The sequence below is a fragment of the Gordonia sp. NPDC003376 genome (genome assembly GCF_053589235.1).
This window is the reverse complement of sequence record NZ_JBSFRM010000017.1, coordinates 84702-99724: the sequence shown is the minus strand read 5'-3', so window position 1 is coordinate 99724 and position 15023 is coordinate 84702. Positions and strand designations below refer to the sequence as shown.

Below are 15023 nucleotides of genomic sequence, written 5' to 3'. Positions count from 1 at the left end.
ACCACGGGCGGCCGTGAGCCACCCGAGCGTACGCTTTGCGTTCGCAGTGACCCTACCAAGACCTTGGGCGTTTTCCACCAGGGGGTGGGCACATCGTCGGATTCGGGTCCTACGGAGCCCTTGTCGGCCTCCGCGATGTCGGCAGGCACCGGGGCCCGCCGAACTACTACGGGCCATAGTACATGGTCTTTACCGTTGGGTTACCTACCCCCGGGTTCAGGTCCCCACCTGGCCCGACGGGTGCAGAGTTTACTGCACGGATCGGACATCCCATAGCCCCCGCGGCGCACTCCGTTCATGACCGGGCGACGGAATCGACCGATGTGGAACCCGGCGTGCCAGGGGCGCGCACGACCCCGGTGTCCCTCACGGGCCGATCATCGGTCGGCGCCCCTCAGGGCTGCACTCATCAGGGCTGCACTCATCAGGGCCCGAGCCCATCAGGCGGTACTCATCAGGGCCCGAGCCCATCAGGCGCTGCCCGGTCGACCCCGGGATCGGTCAGTTGCCGTGCGCAGACCGCACCGAGGCGAGCCGGCGGGACAGCCGGGGCGCGATGGTCACCAGCATGGCCACCACCAGTCCCCCGGCGAAGGCCGGCGCGACCACCGACACCGGGAACACCGTGCATGCGGCCACCGAGAACGCCAGCACGGCCACCCACAGGTAGATGATCATCGCCACCCGTCGCTGCGAATGGCCGAGTTCCAGGAGCCGATGGTGCAGGTGCATCTTGTCCGGGGTGTAGAAGCCGACGCCGGCGCGGGTGCGCCGGACGATCGCCATCAGCATGTCGAGCATCGGGATGAACACCACCGCGGCGACCAGGATCAAAGGGGACAGCAGCGTCACGATGTCGGCCGATCCGTAGCCGTACACGGCGATGCGGCCGGACGCGCTGGTCGACGCCGCGGCCAGCATCAGCCCGATCAGCATCGCCCCGGAGTCTCCCATGAAGATCCGGGCCGGCGAGAAGTTGTGGGGCAGGAACCCCAGGCAGGCGCCGGCGAGGACCACCGCGATCAGCGCCGGCGGGTAGTAGCTGACGTCACCGCCCTGGTCGCGCAACAGACCCAGGGAGAACAGGCAGATCGCCGATGCCGAGATCAGTCCCAGCCCGGCGGCGAGGCCGTCGAGGCCGTCGATGAAGTTCACCGCGTTGATCGTGGCGACCGTGATGACGACGGTCAGCAGCCCCGACTGGAGCGGATCGAGCACCACGGTGCCGATGTCGCCGAAGGGAACCGGGATCTGGATCCAGCTGATCCCCATGATCACCATGACGCAGGCGGCGGTGAGCTGGCCGACGAACTTGGTCAGCGCGTCCAGGCCCCACCGGTCGTCGATGGCGCCGACGATCACGATGACCGTGCCCGCGGCGATCACCGCGGTGAGGTCGTTGGTGTAGGCGAAGCCCCGGTTCAGCGCGGGGAGGTTGGCGGCGAGCGCGATGGCCGCGACCATCCCGGCGAACATTCCGAGGCCGCCCAGGCGCGGGGTGGGGATGACGTGCACGTCCCGCGCCCGCGGTACCGCCACCGCCCCCATCCGGATCGCGGCCACCCGGACCAGGGAGGTCAGCAGGTAGGTGATCGCGGCTGCCGACAGTCCGACCAGCACCAACTCGCGGAACGGCACGCCTGCTCCACCCGTCGCGGGAGCGGCGAGCAGAAGAGCGGACGGATCTGGCACCCGATCAGGCTACCCGCCGAGCATCTCGGCGATCTCGGCACGGATCCGGGCGTGTTGCGCGGGGTCGGTGAGCGCCGCCACCATCCACTCCGCGACCGTGATCGCGGTCTCCGGACGTCCCCCCGACAGCGCGAGGATCGGGGTGCCGATCCGGATCGCCGACCCTTCGGTGACCGGCCGTGTGTCGAAGGGCAACACCGTCTTGTCCACGACGATCCCCGCCCCGTGTAGGCGACGCTGGGCCTCGGCCCCGCTCAGCCCCAGGGGACTCACGTCCACCACCGCGAGATGGGTGTCGGTTCCGCCCGACACGATCCGCAGTCCACGGTCGGTGAGGGCGCCGGCGAGCGCGCGTGCGAGGTCCACGACGGTGTGGACGTGCTCGGCGAACTGGGGGGTCGCGGCATGGGCAAAGGTCGCGGCCTTGGCGGCGACGACGTCCATCGGCGCGGCGCCTTGGGTGAACGGGAACACCGCCTTGCGCAGGGCGGCGCCGTGCCGCTCGGCGCCGAGGATGACGCCTGATCGCGGGCCGCGGAGCACCTTGTGCGTCACCAGGGTGACGACATCGGCGTACGGCACCGGCGACGGCGCCGCGCCCCCGGCGACCAGCCCGGCCAGGTGGGCGGCATCGACCCAGAGGATGCAGTCGGCCTCGTCGGCGATCTGACGCAGCAGCGGGTAGTCGAACAGGCGCGAGTACGCCGGCGACCCGACGACGAGCAGCTGCGGGCGGTGCAGCAGGGCGAGTTCGCGGATCTGGTCGTAGTCGACGAGTTCGTCGTCGGCCCCGACCGAGTACCGGATCGGGGCGAACCAGCGCCCGGAGAAATTGGCCCGGGAACCATGCGTCTGGTGACCGCCATGGTCCAGGCGCAGCGACAGCACCGGATCGCCGGGCTGGGCGAAGGCGGCGTACACCGCCGATGCGGCGATGCTCCCGGACAGCGGCTGGACGTTCACGTACTCGGCGCCGAACAGTTCGGCGGCACGGGTGACGGCGAGATCCTCGATCTCGTCCACCACCTCACAGCCACCGTGGTAGCGGGCGCCCGGATATCCCTCGGCATAGGTGTCACCGAGCGACGACGCGAGGATCGCGCGTACCGCGGGCACTGCGATGGTCTCCCCCGCCACGAGTTGCAGGGAGCCGGCCCGCCGATCCGATTCCCGTTCGACGAGCGCACGCAGTTCGGGATCGATCCGGTCCAGCTCGGCCTGGGCGTCTGCGGTCATTGCGCCAGCAGGCTCGCCGGGTCGACGCCGAGGACCTCCGCGACGTCCTCGGTGGAGACCGCACCGACCCGCAGGATGCGCGGAGCGCGGCCGGTCAGGTCGACGATCGTGGAGGCCTGCGCCTTGGGGGCGACGCCGCCGTCGAGGTAGACCGCGACCTCGTCACCCAGCTGCTCTCGCGCCTCGTCGGCGATGGTGGCCGGGGGACGACCGGAGACGTTGGCGCTCGAGACGGCCATCGGCCCCACCTCGCGCAGCACCTCGATCGCGACCGGGTGCAGCGGCATGCGCAGCATCACGGTGCCGTCGGTGTCGCCGAGGTCCCACGCCAGCGACGGGGCCTGCTCGACGACGATGCTCAGTCCGCCCGGCCAGAAGGCCTCGACCAGCGCCCGGGTCTGCGAACTGACTCCCAGGATCAGTCCGTCGACGGTGTGCCAGGACCCCACGAGCACGGGCACCGGCATGTCACGACCACGCCCCTTGGCTGCGAGCAATGCGGACACGGCCTCGGGATCGAAAGCGTCGCAACCGATTCCGTAGAGGGTATCAGTGGGCATCACGATCAGCCGGCCGGATTTCGCGGCGCCGACCGCCGCCCGGATGCCCGTGGCGCGCTGGTCGGGATCGGTGCAGTCGAATACTGAGCTCACCGATTCATCCTTGCATGTTCACCGTGCGCGCCGACGGGCGGTGACGAACCGGGGACGCCCCGCGAGGTCGGAATGCGAGGTGACCTCATCGAAGTCGCCGGTGCCACACAGCAGGCCGGTGACGGCGTCGGCGGTGGTGTCGTCGTGTTCGATCCCGACGCATCCGCCGGGCCGCAGGATCGCGGCGATCGTGGCCGCCATCGGCCCGATGACGTCCATCCCGTCCTCGCCGCCGAACACCGCCATCGCGGGATCGGCATGCACCTCGGCGGGGACCGGTGTCGCGCTCGGCACATACGGCGGATTGCTGACCACCAGGTCGGCCTTGCCGCCGACCATCGCCGACACCGCACGCACATCGGTGACGTCACCGATGTGCACCATGACGCGGGCGGCGACGTCGAGCCCGTCGACGTTGCGCTGCAACCAGGTTGCGGCCTCGGGCGACTTCTCCACGGCATGCACCCGCACCCCGGGCAGGGTGACCGCCAGGGCGAGGGCGAGCGCACCACTGCCGCTACAGAGGTCGACGACAGTGTATTCCGTTGCGCTACTACATGATTCACGGACAGCCGACGTGCGCTCGGCGCACTCGCGCTCGGCCAGGTCGTGCGCCCAGGCGTAGAGCAGTTCGGTCTCCGGCCGCGGGACGAACACGCCCGGCCCGACTCGCAGCTCCACCGGCCCGAAGGCTGCGGTCCCGACCAGATGCTGCATCGGTATGCGTTGTGCGCGAAGGGCGATCAGATCGGAGAATCGTCTCTGCATGTCGCCGTCGAGGTCGTCGGCGACGAGCAGCCGGCCCCGGTCGGTCCCGAGAACGTGAACCAGTAGCCATTCGGCATCGGCCCGCGGCGAGTCGACACCGGCCGCGTCCAGGACCTCCGCAGCCCCGGCCAGCGCCACCCGGACCGGTTGCCGGCCCCGATCCCCGGCACCCCGATGCAGGGCACCCTGATCCACCGGGCCCCGACTCACTGGGCCTCGAGCCGGGCCTGACGGTCGGCGGCGACCAGGGCGTCGAGCAGGGCATCCATCTCACCGTCGAGGACGGCGTCGAGATTGTTGGCCTTGTACCCGATGCGGTGGTCGGTGATCCGGTTCTCCGGGAAGTTGTAGGTACGGATGCGCTCGGAGCGGTCGACGGTGCGGATCTGCGCGGCACGGCCCTCGGCGGCGGTGGCCTCGGCCTCTTCCTCGGCGGCGGCCTGCAACCGGGCGGCGAGGACCTGCATGGCGCGGGCCTTGTTCTGCAGCTGGGACCGTTCGTTCTGACAGGTCACCACGATGCCGGTGGGCAGGTGGGTGATGCGTACGGCGGAGTCGGTGGTGTTGACGCCCTGGCCACCCTTGCCCGACGACCGGTACACGTCGACGCGCAGGTCCGACTCGTCGATCTGCACCTCCTCGACCTCTTCCGGTTCGGGATAGATGAGAACCCCGGCCGCCGACGTGTGGATCCGCCCCTGGGATTCGGTGACCGGCACCCGCTGGACGCGATGCACCCCGCCCTCGAACTTCAGTCGCGACCACACCCCGTCGCGGGTGGCCTCGCGGGACTTGATCGACACCGTCGCGTCCTTGTAGCCACCGAGATCGGACTCGGTGACGCCGAGGACCTGCGCCTTCCAGCCGTGACGTTCGCAGTACTTGAGATACATGCGAGCGAGGTCGGCGGCGAACAGCGCCGACTCCTCGCCACCGGCACCGGACTTGATCTCGAGCACCACATCGTCGCCGTCGTGGGCGTCGCGCGGGGCGAGCAGGTCGGTCAGCGTGGCGTCGAGTTCTTCGACGGCCTCCTCGAGCCCGGGGATCTCGTCGGCGAAGGCCGCGTCGTCGGCAGCGAGCTCACGGGCCGCATCGAGATCGTCGCGTGCGGTCTGCAGCCGCGAGTAGGTCGCCATGATCGGGGCCAGTTCGGCGAATCGTTTGCCCACGCGTCTGGCCAGGGCCGGGTCGTCGTGCAGCGACGGGTCGGCGAGCTGCGTCTCGAGGCCGGCATGCTCGGCGAGGATGTCGTCGATCGCGGTGCTGGTGGCACCGGCGGTGCCGGTGCGTGCTGATTGGTTCACTCGGGTCCGTCCGTCGGGTCTGATGGAGAAAAAACAAACGACGCCCGGCCGGTTGATGAGAACCGGACGGGCGTCGTCGTCAGACCTACTTGGCGGCGTCTGCCTTCTTGCGCTTGCCGTAGCGGGCCTCGAAGCGGGCGACGCGGCCGCCGGTGTCGAGGATCTTCTGCTTGCCCGTGTAGAACGGGTGGCACTGCGAGCAGACTTCCACGGTGATGTGGCCGTTGGCGGCGGTGCTGCGGGTCTCGAAGGTGTTTCCGCAACCGCACACGACGGTGGTCGGGTGGTAGTCGGGGTGGATTCCCTGCTTCATTCCTGGTGTCCCTTTCTCATGGTCGCCGGGTCACCGACGCGGATCGTCGGTGTGAACCGGAACCGGACTCGACCGACCAGTATGCCACGCACGCCGACGACCGCGGAAATCCGCGGCGTCCACACGTCCATGACCGGCTCGGTACCCCCCTCAACATCACCGGCCGGCCGGTTCATTCCCGGCGTTCGACCCGCTGCATCCACCGCCCGGGGCGGGCGGCTTCCCGACGCCGTCCGGCCCCGGCCACCCGTGCCCACAGCCCCGATGAGGACACCCTCACCTTGGTAAGCCTTGGCTAAGTTATAGTGACCCGGGTTCGCTTCAGCGTCGCAGCGACCACCGTGACCATCCGGGTCCAGCGAGGACCGGCACGAGAGGGGACGCATGCAGGCGCAGCCGCAACCCCCACAGCAGACCCTGTGGGATCCGAGTGACGAGCACAGCAGTTGCGGAGTGGGTTTCATCACCCGCAAGGACGGGGTGCAACAGCACAGCGTGATCGGCAAGGCCCGCGAGGCCCTGTGCTCGGTTCCCCATCGCGGAGGCTTCTCCGCACTCGGCGTCGGCGACGGCGGCGGCATCTCGATCGATCTGTCCCAGCGATTCTTCCGCAAGCTGACCGGGCGCCCCGACCTGTGTCTCGGGCAGTTCTGCGTGGGCAACTTCTTCCTGCCGACCGAGTCCGCGGCGGCCGCCCGGGCGACCAGACTGATCGAGCGAACCATGGCCGACCGTGGCTTCACGGTGCTGCGGGTGCGCGAGGTACCGGTGGACGGCACCGTCCTGCGCCCGGCCGCGGTGGCCTACCAGTTGCCGATCACACAGTGGATCTTCGCGGCTCCCGAGCCATGCCCGGGACCCGCCGATCTCGACCGCCTGGTCCAGCAGGCGTTGCTGCACATCGAGGCCGTCGGGTACTCGACCGCCGAGCTCGCCGGCCTGTACCCCCTGTCGCTGTCGGCGCGCACCCAGGTGCTCAAGGGCCGGTTGTCGTCGCCGGAGGTGATCGACTACTTCACCGACCTCGCCGATCCGGATCACCGGGTGCACACGCTGTTCTTCCACACACGGTTCTCCACCAACACCGATCCGCACCCGACGATGGCGCAGCCGTTCCGCTTCCTGGCACACAACGGTGAGCTCAACACCGACAAGAAGAACCGGATCGCCCAGGTGACCGCGGCCGCGGCGCGCAAGCGCACGATCGTACGGCCGCCCGGCCAGTCCGACTCCAGTCGCCTCGACCAGACCGTGGCCGCCCGCGTGATCAACGACCAGATGGATCTGGTCACCGCGATCGTCTCGATGATGCCGCCGGCCTGGGAGAACGACCCGACCCTGTCCGACCGGGTCCGCGCGATGTTCGAGTACTTCTCGCTCTACGAGGAGAAGAACGACGGCCCGGCCGCCGTGGTCTTCGGCGACGGCACCGTGATCGGCGCCCGCCTCGACCGTCTCGGCCTGCGTCCGCTGCGCACCGTCGAGACCGCCGACTACCTGTGCGTCTCGTCCGAGGCGGGTCAGGTCACCTTCGACCCGGACACCGTGATCGCCCGCGGTCGCGTATCTGCGGGCGGGATGATCTTCTACGACCACCGCGAGCACCGCGTGTACACCACCGCCGATGCCTACGAGAAGATCGCCGCCGCACGGGACTACCCCGCTCTGCTACGCGCGGCCAAGATCGATCTCGACGAGCTGCGTACCACCCCGCCGGCGACCACCGGCGGCCCGGGGACCGGCCCCGCCGGGACGGACGGGACGGACGGGGCCGGAACCGAGGGCAGTACCGACACCGATGTCGATGCCGCTGCCGGCCCCACCGCCACGACCGTCGGCGATCTGACCGATCACCAGCGGTTCCGCGCATACCACCTCGACCAGGAGTCGTTCCGGTACTTCGCCGACCCGATGATCACCGACGGCGCCGAACGGGTGTCGGCGATGGGCTTCGGCAATGCGATCAACGCACTGACCAACATCGAATCCAATGTGTCGCGGTTCTTCTCACAGAGATTCGCCCAGGTCACCAACCCGCCGCTGGACAGCATCCGTGAGGCCGACGGCATGACCCTGCGTGTCGCGCTCGGTGCCCGGCCCGGTGTGCACCACGATCCCGACCCGTCGAAGGGTCGTCAGATCGTGGTGCGCACACCGATTCTCACCGCCGAAGAGCTGACACTGCTGCTCGCACAGACCGAGTCGCCCATCGAGGTCTTCGACGCGACGTATCCGATCGGCCCCGCGGGGTCCGATCCGGTGGTCACCCGCACAGCGCTGGTGTCGGCCGTCGACGGACTGGCTGCCGCGGTGGCCACCTTCGCCGAGGTGCACGGCGGGATCGCGGTGCTCTCCGACCGCGCGATCGCCCCCGACCGCGCCGCCTTGCCGATGATCTTCCTGGTCGCCGCGGTCAACCGACGGCTGATCACCGCCGGCATGCGGCTGCGGGTCTCGGTGGTCGCCGACAGCGGACAGGTCGAGTCGAGTCATCACCTGGCCGCCGTCCTCGGATTCGGTGCCGCCGCCGTACATCCGCACAGCATCAGCCGACGCGCCGCCCGGTTCGCGCGCGGGGACGACGACACCGCCACCGGATTCACGCACTGGCGTAAGGCGGCGGAGAAGTCCCTGATGAAGACGATGGGCCGCGTCGGGCTCTGCACGGTGGAGAGCTACATCGGCGGCGAGTTCTTCGAGCCGGCGTTCCTCGACACCGCCGATCCCGATCTGTCCCGGTGGTTCGGCGATCTGACCGCACCGGTCGGTGGCGTCGGCCTCGGACCGATCGTCGAGGCCACCGCGGCCGCACATCGGGCCGCGATGACCACGCCGGCCCCGGCCGCCGACACCGACCTGCCGTTGCTCGGCCTGTTCAAGGAACGCGCCGACGGCGCCGGTCACTCGTTCGGCACCGTCGCCGTCCGCGGCTACGCGAGCCTGACCGGCGAGAAGATCCAGTTCGCCGCCGGCCGCGAGTATTCGGCCACCGCCGACCGCGAGGGCATCGGCGAGTCGCTGCGGCTGTTCACCCTCGGCACCCTCGCGTCGGGTTTCGGACTCGGGGCCGACGTGTACGCCGACAGCAGCTTCGCGGCACTGACCCCCGGCGAGATCGACGCGTTCACCATCACCGACGGCTACCGGGCGTTCGTCGACGACCTCGGCCGCAGCCGGGAACGCCGGCCCAGCGCACTGCGCGACGTGCTCGCCCCGGGTGCCGCAACCGCACCGATCGCACTCGCGGATGTGCAACCGGCACACCAGATCACCGCGACCTTTGCCTCGGGCGCGATGAGCCATGGCGCACTGGTGGCACCTGCGCACGAGGCCGTCGCACACGGCACCAACATGGTCGGCGGGCTGTCCAACAGCGGTGAGGGCGGCGAGCACATCTCCCGGTACGGCACCCTGCGGGCCTCGCGGATCAAGCAGTTCGCATCCGGACGCTTCGGGATCTGGGCGGGCTATCTGGCCGACCCGATGCTCACCGAACTCGAGATCAAGATCGGTCAGGGCGCCAAACCCGGTGAGGGCGGCCAGCTTCCGGCCCCCAAGGTGACGGTGGAGATCGCCGCCGCCCGCGGCGGCACACCCGGCGTCGAACTCGTCTCTCCCCCACCACATCACGACACCTACTCGATCGAGGACCTGGCCCAGCTGATCCACGACTGCAAGGCCGCCCGGGTACGGGTGATCGTCAAGCTGGTCAGCTCCGAGGGCATCGGCACCATCGCCGTCGGCGTCGCCAAGGCCGGTGCCGACGTGATCAACGTGGCCGGCAACACCGGGGGAACCGGTGCCGCGTCGGTGAGCAGCCTGCGCTACGCCGGTCGAGCCGCCGAGGTCGGACTCGCGGAGGTGCATCAGGCGCTGTCGGCACAGGGACTGCGCCAGAAGGTCACCCTGCGGACCTCCGGCGCCCACCAGACCGGCCGCGACGTGGTGATCTCGGCCATGCTCGGTGCCGACAGCTTCGAGTTCGGCACCGCCGCACTGATGATGATCGGCTGCGTGATGGCCAAGAACTGCAACATCAAGTGTCCGGCCGGGCTCACCACCGACCCCGAGGTGTTCGACGGCGACCCGCGCGCGATGGCGCAGTACCTGCTCAACGTCGCCCACGAGGTCCGCGAGATCCTCGCCGGCCTGGGGCTGCCCGACCTCCGCGCGGCACGTGGGCGCACCGACCTGCTCACCGCGATCGATCATCCCGCGCTGGTCGGGACCCTGCGCACCGACGCGCTGCTGGCACGGGCCGCCGACCGCGAGATCGCCGACCCGGTCTACCTCGACAGCGACTACGCCGCCGACGACGAGCTCGGCCGACAGGTGCTCGCCGGACTCGAGGCGGGAGAGACGACGATCACCACCGCCCCGGTGCGGCTGGGCAACCGCAACCGCGGTGTCGGCGCCCAGCTGGCGGTCGACATCGAGCGCCACCTCAACCACATCCTCGACGCACCGACCGCCGGCGCGCTCGCCGCGGTCTGCACCGACGACCGGGGACGGCGATACCTCGACGCCGACACCGTGGTGGTGCCCACCTCCGGATCGGCCGGATTGTCCTACGCCGCCTTCTGCAACGACGGGATGCGGTTGGAGCACAACGGAACCTGCAACGACGGCGTCGGCAAGTCCATGTCCGGCGGCACCGTCGTGGTCCACTCGCCGGGCGGCGGCGCGGCGTCGGTCGGCGGCAACGTGCTGATCGGCAACTTCGCGCTGTTCGGTGCCACCGGCGGCCGGCTGTTCGTCGAGGGCGAGGCCGGCGACCGGTTCGCCGTGCGCAACTCGGGTGCCACCGCGGTGGTCGAGGGGCTCGGCGAGTTCGGCTGCGAATACATGACCAACGGCGCGGTGTTCAACCTCGGGGGCTACGGCAACGGCCTCGGCAACGGGATGAGCGGCGGATTCCTCTACCAGTACGACCCGGCCTGTGAGCTCGCCCAACGGATCAGCACCGACTCGGTGATCGTCGGCGCGATCACCGGCGTCGACGACCCGCTCGCCCCGCTGCACCACCACGCCGCCCACACCCTGCTCCAGATGCATGCCGACGCAACGGGTTCCGCCCTCGCAACGCGGCTGCTGGAGAACTGGGAGACCGAACGGCACTACGTCGCCTATGCCATGCCGCGGGCCCTGGTGGCCCATCAGGACGCGCCGACGCTGCTCGCACGCTTCGGCCGGCGTGCCCTGGTCGACGAGTTGTCCGCCGCGATGGCCGTCGACCAGGTCCGCGGCCTGAAGGCGGATCTGCGGGTGGGCCGTCCGGTCGCCGGTGGTGTGGTACCGGCCTTCGGTCACACCGACGACGCCGACATGTATCGACTACTGGGCGCATTCACGGTGTTCGAGCTGGCCCGCGAGGTGGCCGGCGCGCGCCTGCGTCGGGGTCGGGCCGGACGCGGGGCGGCCGACGCGGTCGCGGCATCGCCGGAGAGCGTGGCCCGCGCCGCCCGCAACCTGGTGCTCACCGAGGATTCCGACCTCGTCACCCGGGTGGCCCGCTACGCCCGCGACATCCTCGCCGACCGTGACGACGACCGGATCGCCGCCCTGATGTCGGCGAAGCGGGTGGCCGACTACAAGGACGCCCTCGCCCGCCGCAACGTGCGATCGATGGACGCCCCCGGCACCTACGGCTGGATTCTGCACCAGGACCGCCACAACCGGGAGGTCCTCGGCGAGCTGCCGTCGTTCGACCAGTTGTTCGCCGCACGGGCCATCCCGGACGTCGCCGAGGCCCTCGCCCGCACCGCCGCCGGTGTTCCCGCCACCCACGCCCCCGACTCTCGTGCTGCGGCCACCGCCGCCCTCCCGGAGGTCTCCTGACATGCAGTTGCCCTATATCCCCACCGACGTCCCGTTCACCGGTGACCAGAAGGCCTGGCTCGCCGGCTTCCTCGCGGGTCTGAACACCCGCATCAACATGCCGCTGGCCGCCGGGTCGCCGCTGGCCGCGGTCGCCCCGCTGAGCGGCCCGGGTGCGGCGGCACCCCCCGGAATCGCCTGCCAGATCGCCTACGGCAGCCAGACCGGCACCGCCGAATACCTCGCCGAGCAGGCCGCCGACCGCGCCCGCGCCCAGGGTTTCGTCCCGCAGGTGTGCGCCCTCGAGGACCTCGATCTCGGTGCCCTCTCGGCGGTCCGGCGCCTGCTGGTGATCACCTCGACCTACGGCGAGGGCGAGATGCCCGACAACGCCGAGATGTTCTGGCAGGCGCTCGCCGGCCCGGCCGCACCCCGCCTGGACGGGCTGTACTTCGGGGTGCTGGCGCTCGGCGACTCGGTCTACGACGGCTTCTGCCAGGCCGGCAAGAACATCGACGTGCGCCTCGGTGAGCTGGGCGGCACACGCGTGCTCGATCGTGTCGACTGCGACGTCGACTACGAGGGCCCGGCGGCGGACTGGATCGGACGTGCGATCATCGCACTCGCCGGCATCGACGAGAACCCTGCCGATGTCCCGGCCGACCCTGCCGCCGACAGCCCCGAGAGTTCTCGTATGACCAGCATCATCGACACCCCCACCACCACCGCCCTGGTGGCCACACCGGCCCCGGCCGACACACCGCAGCGTGCACCCCGCTGGGGTCGCAAGAACCCCTACCCGGCGACGATCGTCGCGAACACCGTGTTGTCGGGACCGGAGTCGGACAAAGAGGTCCGGCACCTGGTGATCTCGTTGGGTGACAGCGGTATCGGCTACGAGCCGGGTGACGGCGTCAGCGTCACCCCGGTCAACGATCCGGCCCTGGTGGACCTGGTGATCGCGCGGCTCGGTGCCACCGGCGACGAGACGATCACCGACCGCAAGTCGACCCGCACGCTGCGGGAATCCCTGTCGCGACATGTCGAGATCGCCACGCCGTCGAAGTACCTGGTGGACTACATCGCCACGCGCACACAGGATCCCGAGCTGGTGCACCTGACCTCCACCGGCGACAAGGAGGCACTCGACGCATGGTTGTGGGGCAAGGACGTCCTCGACCTGCTCAACATCGACCCCACCCTGCCCATCACCCCCGAGGAGCTGATCGCCGAGTTGCGTCCGCTGCAGCACCGCGTGTACTCGATCTCGTCGAGCCCGCGTGCCCACACCGGCACGGTGCACATGACGATGGCCACGGTGCGCTACCGGTCGGGTGAGCGCACCCGCGGTGGGGTCTGCTCGACCTACCTCGCCGATCGCCGTGCCGAGGGTGACACCGTCGACGTGTTCATCACCCCCAACAAGTCGTTCCGGCTGCCCGCCGACGACGCGAAGGTCATCATGGTGGGCCCCGGCACCGGAATCGCGCCGTTCCGTGCCTTCCTTCACGAGCGGCAGGCGCGGGGTGCCACCGGCGAGAACTGGCTGTTCTTCGGTGACCAGCATCAGCACTGCGACCACATCTACTCCGACGAGATCGACCAGTTCGTCGCCGACGGTGTGCTGACCCGACTGGACCTGGCGTTCTCGCGCGATCAGGCACACAAGGTGTACGTGCAGGACCGGATGCGGGAGCGGGGTGCCGAGCTGTACGCGTGGCTGGCCGACGGCGCCCACGTCTACATCTGCGGCGATGCCACCCGAATGGCCCGTGACGTCGACGCCGCCCTGGTCGGCATCATCGCCGAACACGGCGGGTTCGACGAGGACGGTGCCCGCGACCACCTCAACCAGTTGAAGAAGGACAAGCGCTACCTCCGCGACGTCTACTGACGCCTCGGGCGAAAGGACACCCATGCCCGCGACCCCCGATGACCCGATCGACTCCCCTGCCGTGGGGCCCGACGGCGCCGCGCCGCGCCCGTGCGGCCGCCACTTCGGGTGCCGATGTCGCGCCGGCAGCGATCTGCAGGCGTTGCTCGACACGCCGGGGTTCGCGGGCACGGTGATCGACGGCGGGGTGCGCGCGGCTGTCGCCGCCCTGCCCCATCTCGATCAGGTCGTCGGGGTGACGGTCGCCGGCCCGGTGGTGATGAATGCGGTCGGAACGCACCACGCCCCCGAGTTCCCGGGCGGGCCGCTGCGCTGTGGGCCGTCACGGATCTCGTTGCGGATCAACCCTGCCCGGCTCGGCACAGTGCTGATCACCGAGCCGGCCGCACATCTGCCACCCACGCTGCGATGGTTCGACGCCGACGGCAACACCGCACACGCCACCTATCTCACCGAGCGCAGTGACCGACTGGCCTTCGAGTCGATCGCCCTGGCGACACCGGACGGGCTCGCGGTCGACGGCGAGGCGGGTCCCGAGGTGGACGCACCGGCCGTGACCCCAGGCACCGACGTACCGGCCACCGACCAGATCGCACAATTCGACTCGATTCTCGACGATCACGGAGTGTCGCGGCGTAACGGCCTGCCCGGCCTCGGTGACCAGGGCTGTGCACTCATCGAACCGCGGCGAGTGATCGCCGCGCTGGAGCACGCCGCACTGCTGGGGATGCCGATGACGCTCGCCGCCACCGGACCCGGGTGTGTCCAGCTGCATCACGACCACCTCGACGGCGCCCGCGAACACCGCGGCCAGATGGTGCTGGCGTCGGGGGGAGCACGCATGATGGTCGACTTCACACAGCTGGCCGAGTGTTGGGTGACCCGCGCCGACGGCGTCTGGGGACCCACCGGCTCGATCGAGCTGTACGACCGCCGCGGACGCTGCGCGCTGATCGCCACCCAGACCGGGCCGGTGGCCGCCGGGGTGTTCGAGGGCTGGCAACAGTTGGTCGCCGACCTCGTGCACTGACCGGCCGGGCACAATCACCCGTCGACACCGCTCGTCAGCGGGCGCGCGAATCCCAACCCGCTTCGCCTTCCAGCGCCCGCGCCCTCTCCGATGGTCGAGCCGACAAGCAGCGCAGCGACGAGTCGAGTCGACACCCCCACCGGCCCGGCCCACCACGCAACCACCCCGCAGGTGACCACCTCCCGACGCACGCGTTCCGACGGTCGAGCCGACAAGCAGCGCAGCGACGAGTCGAGTCGACACCCCCGCCGGCCCGGCCCACCACGCAACCACCCCGCAGGTGACCACCTCCCGACGCACGCCACAGAGTACG

Annotated in this window: 9 protein-coding genes; 3 read left to right on the top strand and 6 right to left on the bottom strand. The window is 70.1% G+C overall.

The window, feature by feature from the left end:
- Positions 1–501: 501 nt before the first annotated feature.
- The 6 genes from ACWDUA_RS17245 to rpmE form a co-directional block, all read right to left on the bottom strand.
- On the bottom strand, positions 502–1692 hold the full coding sequence (locus ACWDUA_RS17245) for an MraY family glycosyltransferase (RefSeq protein WP_449752222.1): 1191 nt from the start codon (positions 1690–1692) through the stop codon (positions 502–504).
- A gap of 9 nt (positions 1693–1701) precedes the next feature.
- A complete protein-coding gene (locus ACWDUA_RS17240; protein ID WP_449752221.1) occupies positions 1702–2928 on the bottom strand; it encodes a serine hydroxymethyltransferase in 1227 nt (408 codons plus the stop codon).
- Positions 2925–3581, bottom strand: coding sequence for an L-threonylcarbamoyladenylate synthase (locus ACWDUA_RS17235; protein WP_449752220.1), 657 nt, complete (start codon positions 3579–3581; stop codon positions 2925–2927). Before ACWDUA_RS17235 ends, ACWDUA_RS17240 begins: the two co-directional genes overlap by 4 nt.
- 18 nt (positions 3582–3599) lie before the next feature.
- Positions 3600–4544 (bottom strand): peptide chain release factor N(5)-glutamine methyltransferase, encoded by a 945-nt coding sequence (gene prmC / locus ACWDUA_RS17230; protein WP_449752219.1) that lies wholly within the window; start codon positions 4542–4544, stop codon positions 3600–3602.
- A gap of 11 nt (positions 4545–4555) precedes the next feature.
- On the bottom strand, positions 4556–5656 hold the full coding sequence (prfA, locus tag ACWDUA_RS17225; RefSeq protein WP_449752218.1) for a peptide chain release factor 1: 1101 nt from the start codon (positions 5654–5656) through the stop codon (positions 4556–4558).
- Between the two features lie 85 nt (positions 5657–5741).
- The gene (gene rpmE, locus ACWDUA_RS17220) at positions 5742–5969 is read right to left on the bottom strand and encodes a 50S ribosomal protein L31 (RefSeq protein WP_449752217.1); all 228 of its coding nucleotides are present in this window, start codon (positions 5967–5969) and stop codon (positions 5742–5744) included.
- A gap of 384 nt (positions 5970–6353) precedes the next feature.
- On the opposite strand from rpmE, the gene ACWDUA_RS17215 reads away from it, so the two are divergent.
- The 3 genes from ACWDUA_RS17215 to ACWDUA_RS17205 are packed head-to-tail and all read left to right on the top strand — an operon-like array spanning position 6354 to position 14710.
- Positions 6354–11807, top strand: coding sequence for a glutamate synthase-related protein (locus ACWDUA_RS17215; RefSeq protein ID WP_449752216.1), 5454 nt, complete (start codon positions 6354–6356; stop codon positions 11805–11807).
- 1 nt (position 11808) lies between these two features.
- A complete protein-coding gene (locus ACWDUA_RS17210; RefSeq protein WP_449752215.1) occupies positions 11809–13680 on the top strand; it encodes a sulfite reductase subunit alpha in 1872 nt (623 codons plus the stop codon).
- Positions 13681–13702: 22 nt separating this feature from the next.
- Positions 13703–14710: a heme transporter gene (locus ACWDUA_RS17205; protein ID WP_449752214.1), complete on the top strand. Its 1008-nt coding sequence runs from the start codon at positions 13703–13705 to the stop codon at positions 14708–14710.
- The last annotated feature ends 313 nt before the right edge of the window (positions 14711–15023 follow it).

Coding starts and splice junctions, on each gene's coding strand:
- ACWDUA_RS17240 (WP_449752221.1), bottom strand. CDS start 2,928: ATGACCGCAGACGCCCAGGCCGAGCTGGACCGGATCGATCCCGAACTG.
- rpmE (WP_449752217.1), bottom strand. CDS start 5,969: ATGAAGCAGGGAATCCACCCCGACTACCACCCGACCACCGTCGTGTGC.
- ACWDUA_RS17215 (WP_449752216.1), top strand. CDS start 6,354: ATGCAGGCGCAGCCGCAACCCCCACAGCAGACCCTGTGGGATCCGAGT.
- ACWDUA_RS17210 (WP_449752215.1), top strand. CDS start 11,809: ATGCAGTTGCCCTATATCCCCACCGACGTCCCGTTCACCGGTGACCAG.
- ACWDUA_RS17205 (WP_449752214.1), top strand. CDS start 13,703: ATGCCCGCGACCCCCGATGACCCGATCGACTCCCCTGCCGTGGGGCCC.